The sequence below is a fragment of the Micrococcus sp. KRD070 genome (genome assembly GCF_017168435.1).
GTDB classification, from domain to species: Bacteria; Actinomycetota; Actinomycetes; order Actinomycetales; family Micrococcaceae; genus Micrococcus; species Micrococcus luteus.
In genome coordinates, this window is record NZ_JABFNH010000024.1 from 260,464 (window position 1) to 268,005 (window position 7,542).

Here is a 7,542-nt window from a genome sequence, read left to right on the forward strand (position 1 = left end):
GTCCCAGCCCCGCCCCCGCGCGTCGCCTGCTGTGGCAGCTCATCGCCGTGGAGGCCGTGATCATGGGCGCCGTCATGGGCGTCTCCTCCGTGCTCTCCCGGACGGCCCCGCCCGTGCCGGAGGAGCTCGCGCCGGACGCCTCCCCGGCCCGCATCCTCACCGGCTACGAGCTGCCGCCGGCCCTCGAGGGCGCCCGGTGGATCACGATGTGGCGGTTCGACTGGCTGTGGGTCGCGATCATCGCGTTCCTGACCCTCTGGTACCTGCGCTCCGTGTGGCAGCTGCGCCGCCGCGGCGACCGCTGGCCCGTGCTGCGCACCGTCGCGTGGCTCGCGGGCCTGGCCGTGCTGCTGTGGGCGACCTCCGGGTCCCCGGCCGTGTACGGCCGCGTCCTGTTCAGCGCGCACATGGTGGGCCACATGACGCTGACGATGCTCAGTCCCGTCTTCCTCGTCCTGGGCGCACCCATCACCCTGGCGCTGCGGGCCCTGCCGTCCCGCACGGATGGGACGCGCGGCCCCCGCGAGTGGATCCTGTGGATCGTGCACTCCCCGTGGGGGCGGTTCATCACGAACCCGATCGTGGCGGGGGTCAACTTCGCCGGCTCGATCCTGGTGTTCTACTACACGGACTTCTTCCGGTTCTCGCTGGAGACCCACGTGGGCCACGAGTTCATGAACGTCCACTTCCTGCTGACCGGGTTCCTGTTCGCCCTGGTCATGATCGGCTCGGATCCGCTGCCGCGCCGGCCCCCGTACGCCCTGCGGCTCGTGCTCCTGATGGCCACGATGGTCTTCCACGCCTTCATCGGCGTCGCCATGACCACCTCCACCGGTCTGCTGCAGGCGTCCTGGTTCGGCAACATGGGCCGCGACTGGGGCCCCACCGCCCTCGAGGATCAGCGCATCGGCGGCGCGGTGATGTGGGGCATCGGCGAGTTCCCCACCGTGATGATGGCGGTGATGGTGGCCGTGCTCTGGTATCGCAGCGACCGCAAGAACGCGGTCCGGCTGGACCGGCAGGCCGACCGCGACGGCGACGCGGAGCTGCGCCGCTGGAACGAGATGTATGCCCGCATGCACGGCACCCCGGCCACCGACGCCCCGAGCGGCGCCGAGCCCGCGGCCCGTGACTCCTCCACCGGCCCCGAGGAGGCCCGTGATGTCCGCTGACCGTGTCCGTCCCCTCCGCCGCCCGGCCGCGCCCCGGCGTGGTCGGCTGCGCCTCGTGGCCGCCGTCGCCGCCGGCCTGCTGGCCCTGACGGGCTGCGGGGCCGGGGACAACGATCCGGCCGCCGCGTCCGTGCCCGCGGACGGGGTCCACGACGACGCCGGCACCGCGGTGCACACGGAGTCGGCGGCCCCGGAGGGGCTCGGCCTGGGCGACCGTCAGGACGAGCGCATGGCGGAGGCCGCGGCCGAGCGTGCGGCCACGTTCGGCTTCGTCCGGCAGCGGGCCGCCACGGCGGAGGAGATCGACGCGGCCCGCGAGGACTCCCGGGACCGGCGTGCGGACGCGGACCGGACCACCGTGCAGCCGGCGCAGTGCAAGGCGCCGCTGACCGCCCTGGACTTCTCTCCGATCGCCCTCGACGGGGCCGAGGCCACGCGCGTGGACGTCGGCGCCGACACCTTCACGGGCACGGGCACCGTGGAGGTCGCCCGGCTCACGGGCCAGGGCCGCCAGGACGTCGAGCGGCACATCCAGACCGTCAACGCCCTGCGCGCCGACTGCCGCGAGATGACCATGACCGTGCAGGAGGGGGACGCGACCGTCGACTACCGCCTCGAGGTCTCCGACGCGCCGCTGTCCGACGGCACGCCGGCGCAGTCCGCCCTCGTGTGGGAGCGGACCGTGGCCTCGGAGTCCGAGCCCCAGCTCACGGCCCAGGTGCTCACCGCCGTCACCTCCGACGCCGTGGTGATGGTCTCCTTCGTGGGCCGGCCCGAGGCCGGGCGCAAGGAGTTCACCCTCATCGCGGAGGAGATGCTGGCCGCCGCCCTGGCCGCCGACTGAGCCGGACCCGCCCGGCGGCGTCGTCTTTCCCCCTGTGACGCCGCGGCGTCCGCTCACGGCTGACGCGTCCGGGACGTGCGCCATGATGGTGGGCATGACCGCACCGCAGACCCTATCTCTTATACACATCTGACGCTGCCGAGATGTGTATAAGAGCCAGGTGCCGCGCGCGGCCACCCGGGTGCGCGCGTCCGAGCTGGTGGGCCGCGGCTGGCTGAACACCGGCGGTGAGCAGGTGACCCTCGAGGACCTGCGCGGCAAGGTCGTCCTCCTCGACTTCTGGACGTTCTGCTGCATCAACTGCCTGCACGTCCTGGACGAGCTGCGCCCGCTCGAGGAGGAGTTCGCGGATGTGCTCGTCACGGTGGGCGTGCACTCGCCCAAGTTCGAGCACGAGGCGGACCCGGACGCGCTCGCGGCCGCCGTCGAGCGCTACGCCATCGAGCACCCCGTGCTGGACGACCCCGAGCTGACCACGTGGCAGGCGTACTCGGCGCGCGCCTGGCCCACCCTCGTGGTGGTGGACCCGGAGGGCTACATCGCCGCGCACCTGTCCGGCGAGGGGCACGTGGCCGGGCTCTACGGGCTCGTGCGCGAGCTCGTGGCCGAGCACGAGGCCAAGGGCACGCTGCACCGCGGCTCCGGCCCCTACGTCCCGCCCGCGCCCGTGGCCCGGGACCTGTCGTTCCCCGGCAAGGCCGTGTCCCTCGGCGGCCGCGGCTCCCGCCCGGGCTCGTTCCTCGTCTCGGACACCGGCCACCACCGCCTCCTGGAGGTCGCCGAGGACCTGACCACGGTGCTCCGCGCGTTCGGCGGCGGGGACCCCGCCACGGCGGACGCGGGCCAGGCCGAGCTCGCATTCCCCACGCCCGGGGAGAAGGGCCACGCGGACGGCGGGCCGGACGAGGCGCTGTTCAACGAGCCCCAGGGCCTGGCGCTGCTGCCCGAGGACGTCGCGGAGCGCGTCGGCTACGACGTGGTCGTGGCGGACTCCGTCAACCACCGGCTGCGGGGCCTGCGCCTGTCGGACGGGCACGTCAGCACCCTCGCCGGCAACGGCGTGCAGAAGCTCATCGACTCCGAGCGCGCCAAGGAGGCCGCCGCCGTCGACGACGAGGGGGACATCGCCGTCGACCTCGCGGACCTGCCCGGGGAGCCGACCGCGATCTCGCTGTCCTCCCCGTGGGACGTCGTGTGGCACCCCGCCCTGGGGCGTGTGGTGATCGCGATGGCCGGCACGCACCAGCTCTTCGACTTCGACCCCGTCACGGGCGCGCTCGCGGTGCACGCGGGCACGGCGCTCGAGGGCCTGCTGGACGGCGACGCCGGACGGGCCTGGTTCGCGCAGCCCTCGGGGCTGTCCGTGGGCGCGGACGGCGCGCTGTGGGTCGCGGACTCGGAGACCTCCGCGGTGCGCTGGGTGCGGACCGGGGAGGACGGGCGCCGCGAGGTCGGGACCGCCGTCGGGGCGGGCCTGTTCGACTTCGGCCACGTGGACGGGGAGGCGGACCGCGCGCGCCTGCAGCACCCGCTGGGCGTCACGGCCCTGCCGGACGGCTCCGTGCTGATCGCGGACACGTACAACGGCGCGATCCGCCGGTACGCCCCGGCCGGCGAGGACGCTGCGGGCCGGGCGGTCCCGGCCACGGTGACCACGGTGGCGCGGGGGCTGCTCGAGCCCTCGGACGTGCTCGTGGAGCACGACGCGGACGGGAACGACACCGCGATCGTGGTGGTCGAGTCCAACGCCCACCGGCTCACGCGGCTGGCGGTGCCGGAGGAGTTCCTCACCGTGGACGAGGGCGCGCGGCAGACGCAGCGTCCCCGCACCCCGGTGGTGGCCGGCGACCTGGACCTGACGATCGGCTTCGCCGCGCCCACGGGGCAGAAGCTGGACGACCGCTGGGGCGACCCCACGCAGCTGAAGATCTCCTCCTCCCCGGAGGAGCTGCTGCTCGAGGGCGCGGGCACGTCCACGGGGCTGCACCGGACGCTGCGGCTGAACCCCGAGGTCGAGGAGGGCGTCCTGCACATCACCGCCCGGGCCGCCGCATGCGACGGGGAGAAGGGGCAGCCGATCCCCGACCACGCCGCCTGCCACCTGTACCAGCAGGACTGGGGCATCCCGGTCACGGTGCACACCCCGGACCGGGCCCCGGAGGGCGCCGAGACCCGCCTGGACCTGGACCTGCGCGGGATACACTGAGCGCGTCGTCCGCCCCCGACCCCGAAGGCTGCGCCCCACCATGACCACGCTCATCGTCACCTCGTCCGCCCACGGATCCACGCGAGAGATCGCCGAGCGTGTCGCGGAGGTGCTGCGCACGTCGCAGGCCGTCCCGACCGTGGTGGAGGACGTCGAGGGCGCCGCCGCCTGGCTGGCCACGGCGGACGCGGTGATCGTCGCGGCTCCGGTCTACACGGGCTCGTTCGCCGCCGACGCCCGGGCGTTCCTTGACACCCGTCGGGCCGAGTTGACGGACCTGCCGCTCGTGATCCTGGCCTCGGGCGGCGCGCCCGAGCTGGCCCGGCCGGTGCGGGAGAAGCTCGAGTCCTACGGTCCGCGCGAGGTGGCGTACTTCCGCGGGGCGCTCTTCGAGGAGCGCCTGGGCCGGCTGGAGAAGCTCAAGCTCAAGCTCTCCCGCAACGAGCACTACGGCGACTTCCGCGACTGGGACGCCATCGAGGCCTGGGCCAAGACCCTCCCCGGCGCCGGCGTGCGCTGACCTCACCCGCCGCTGTCGTCGACGAGACGGTGGAGGCGGAGGAGCCTCCGCAGACGCTTTCGTTGACGAAACGGCGCCGGAGGCGCTCGTGCCCGCGGCGGAGGCGAGCGGTTAGCCTGGCCGCATGTCCCCTTCCGCCCGTCGCCCCGCCGCGTCCCCTCGGGTCCGCCGGGAGCGGGCGCCGCGTGGGCCCCGCCCGACGACGGCGCCCCTCGCCCTGCCCGACCGGCCCGGGTGGGTGCGGCTCGCCGCGGGCGCGGTGGTCCCGGGCGTCATCGCCGCCGCCGCGGCGCTCGCGGCCCTGCAGGTGTTCGTCCTCAACCCGTTGGCCGCCGCGCCCGGCGACCGCGGCCTCGGGAGGATCTACGCGGACCTGAGCGCGGCGGGCCAGCTCGGCGTCCCCTTCGTCCTGTCGGCCGTGATCCTGGCGGCCGGGCTCGGTGTGGCCGCCGTCCTGTGGTTCCTCACGTGGCGTCGCGAGGAGGTCGACCCGCTGGCGGTCCTCGCCCTGGGCCTCGCCTCGCTCGTCGCCGCGTCTCCGGCCTACTTCATGGCCTCGTTCGGGCCGGGCATGGCGCTCGCGGACACCTACGGCGTCGGCGGGGGCGACCACAGCCCGTGGGCCTGGCCGATCTACGTGGTCAGCGTGCTGGCGTTGGCGGGGCTGGTCGCCGTCGTCGTGCTCCTGCTGCGCGGTCCGGTGGGCGGACTCGGCGCCCCGCGGCGCCGGGCCTAGGCTGGCGGGACCGACCTGACCACGACCCCACCAGGAGGACGCACATGACCATCCGCGCCGGCATCGTCGGATACGGGAACCTCGGACGCAGTGTGGAGAAGCTCGTGAAGCTCCAGCCGGACATGGAGCTGGTGGGCATATTCTCGCGCCGCACCGGCCTGGACACGGACACGCCCGTGCTCCCGGCGGAGCGGGCCGCCGAGCACGCCGGGGAGATCGACGTGCTGTTCCTCTGCCTCGGCAGCGCCACGGACATCCCCGAGCAGGCGGCCGGCTACGCGCGGCACTTCACCACCGTGGACACCTACGACAACCACCAGCTCATCCCGCGGCACCGCGCCGAGATGGACGCCGCGGCCCGGGAGGGCGGGCACGTGGCGATGATCTCCACCGGCTGGGACCCGGGCCTGTTCTCGGTGAACCGGGTGCTGGGCGCGGCGCTGTTCCCTCAGCCGCAGCAGAACACGTTCTGGGGCAAGGGCCTCTCGCAGGGCCATTCCGACGCCGTCCGTCGGGTCCCCGGCGTCCGGCGCGGCGTGCAGTACACGATTCCCAGCGAGGAGGCGATCGCCGAGGCCCGCGCCGGACGGGGCGCCGAGATCACCGGCGCCTCCGCGCACGTGCGTGAGTGCTACGTGGTGGCCGACGAGGCCGACCACGCGGCCATCACCGAGGCCATCACCACGATGCCGGACTACTTCGCCCCGTACGAGACCACCGTGCACTTCATCTCCGAGGAGGAGTTCGAGCGCGACCACCAGGGCATGCCGCACGGCGGCCACGTCGTCACCTCGGGCGACCTCGGCGGCTCGCGCAGCGCGGTCGAGTTCGTGCTGGAGCTGGAGTCCAACCCCGACTTCACCGCCGCCGCGCAGGTCGCCTACGGCCGTGCCGCCGCGCGGCTGAAGGCCCAGGGGGAGACGGGGGCGCGCACCGTGCTCGAGGTCGCCCCGTACCTGCTCTCGCCCACGGGGCTGGACGAGCTGATCCGCCGGGACGTCTGAGCCGCGGCGAGGCGTCCGGCGCGGGGCACCGGGCCGGGCGCCGCCGTCGTCGGTCTCAGGCCAGCAGCAGGGCGACGGCGGTCATCGCGGGGATCGCCACGATCGTGGTGACGAGGATCGTGTCCTTGGAGACGCGCAGCCCCGCGTCGTAGCGCACGGCTGAGACGAACACGTTCTGCGCGGTCGGCAGGGAGGCCAGGACGACGGCGACGAACACGTGCCGCGCGTCCAGGCCGAACACGAACTGGGCGAGCAGCCAGGCCAGCAGCGGGTGGACCGCCAGCTTCACCGCCGAGGCCAGCAGGACGTCCGCGCGTCGCCCGCCGGCCCGCTCAAGCGGGCGCGAGCCGACCAGCGACATGCCGAACGCCAGGAGCATGGCCGGGATGGACAGCCCGCCGATCAGCTCCACGGACTCCATGAGCGGGCCCGGCAGCGACCAGCCGGTGAGCGAGAAGACGAGACCGGTCACCGAGCCCAGGATCAGGGGGTTGGTGGCCGTCTGGCGGATCTGGTCGGCCGCGGCGCGGCCGGGGGAGCGGCGCACCGCACGATGCCCGCCCGCCGCCGTGCGCCGTCGGGCCTCGCGGGCCGTGGCGGCGTCCATCGCGGCCACGTAGAGCGGCGTGTAGATCGCCAGCTGGAAGATGAGCGCCGGGGCGGCCAGGGCGGCGTCGCCGAGGACGTAGGCCGCGATGGGGATGCCGAGGTTTGCCGAGTTCACGAGCGAGGCGCTGAGCGCGGACATGATCCGCTCCGAGGCCGACCTGCCCTTCAGCAGCGGGACCGTCACCGCGAGGTACAGTGCGGCCGCCGCGAACGCGGACAGCGTGGCCACCCACAGCTGGGGGCCCAGCACGGCGCCCACGTCCGCGCGGGAGAGCGTGACGAACAGCAGCGCCGGGTTGCCGATGAAGAACGCCGCGCGGGAGAGCACGGTGCGGCCGTGCTCGCCGAGCACCCCCGTGCGCCCCACCAGGACGCCCACGAGGATGATCACCCACACGACCGCGAAGCCGGAGAGCACCTGGGTCACGGACGGGCCTCCACGGGGCGGGGC

7 protein-coding genes are annotated in these 7,542 nt (G+C 74.3%); 6 read left to right on the top strand and 1 reads right to left on the bottom strand.

Annotation, left to right across the window (positions count from 1 at the left end; genetic code table 11):
- From J1M38_RS10835 to J1M38_RS10860, 6 genes are all read left to right on the top strand, one after another.
- On the top strand, positions 1-1,172 hold a 1,172-nt coding region (locus J1M38_RS10835; protein WP_206501250.1), incomplete at its 5' end, for a cytochrome c oxidase assembly protein.
- A complete protein-coding gene (locus J1M38_RS10840; RefSeq protein ID WP_228070732.1) occupies positions 1,162-2,016 on the top strand; it encodes a hypothetical protein in 855 nt (284 codons plus the stop codon). The genes J1M38_RS10835 and J1M38_RS10840, both read left to right, overlap by 11 nt.
- 145 nt (positions 2,017-2,161) lie before the next feature.
- Positions 2,162-4,222: an NHL domain-containing thioredoxin family protein gene (locus tag J1M38_RS10845; protein WP_206501251.1), complete on the top strand. Its 2,061-nt coding sequence runs from the start codon at positions 2,162-2,164 to the stop codon at positions 4,220-4,222.
- A gap of 40 nt (positions 4,223-4,262) precedes the next feature.
- Positions 4,263-4,742 (top strand): flavodoxin domain-containing protein, encoded by a 480-nt coding sequence (locus J1M38_RS10850; RefSeq protein WP_078025518.1) that lies wholly within the window; start codon positions 4,263-4,265, stop codon positions 4,740-4,742.
- Positions 4,743-4,866: 124 nt separating this feature from the next.
- Positions 4,867-5,478, top strand: coding sequence for a hypothetical protein (locus J1M38_RS10855; RefSeq protein WP_206501252.1), 612 nt, complete (start codon positions 4,867-4,869; stop codon positions 5,476-5,478).
- 44 nt (positions 5,479-5,522) lie between these two features.
- Positions 5,523-6,482, top strand: a complete 960-nt coding sequence (locus J1M38_RS10860) for a diaminopimelate dehydrogenase (RefSeq protein ID WP_036385002.1) — start codon at positions 5,523-5,525, stop codon at positions 6,480-6,482.
- 55 nt (positions 6,483-6,537) lie between these two features.
- Here the strand turns inward: J1M38_RS10860 and J1M38_RS10865 are convergent, their stop codons facing one another.
- Complete coding sequence (locus J1M38_RS10865; protein WP_095353958.1) at positions 6,538-7,518, bottom strand: AEC family transporter; 981 nt, start codon at positions 7,516-7,518, stop codon at positions 6,538-6,540.
- Positions 7,519-7,542: the final 24 nt, after the last annotated feature.

Bases quoted from the DNA above. Each gene is read 5' to 3' on its own strand.
- J1M38_RS10850 (WP_078025518.1), top strand. From the start codon at position 4,263: ATGACCACGCTCATCGTCACCTCGTCCGCCCACGGATCCACGCGAGAG.
- J1M38_RS10860 (WP_036385002.1), top strand. From the start codon at position 5,523: ATGACCATCCGCGCCGGCATCGTCGGATACGGGAACCTCGGACGCAGT.
- J1M38_RS10840 (WP_228070732.1), top strand. From the start codon at position 1,162: ATGTCCGCTGACCGTGTCCGTCCCCTCCGCCGCCCGGCCGCGCCCCGG.
- J1M38_RS10855 (WP_206501252.1), top strand. From the start codon at position 4,867: ATGTCCCCTTCCGCCCGTCGCCCCGCCGCGTCCCCTCGGGTCCGCCGG.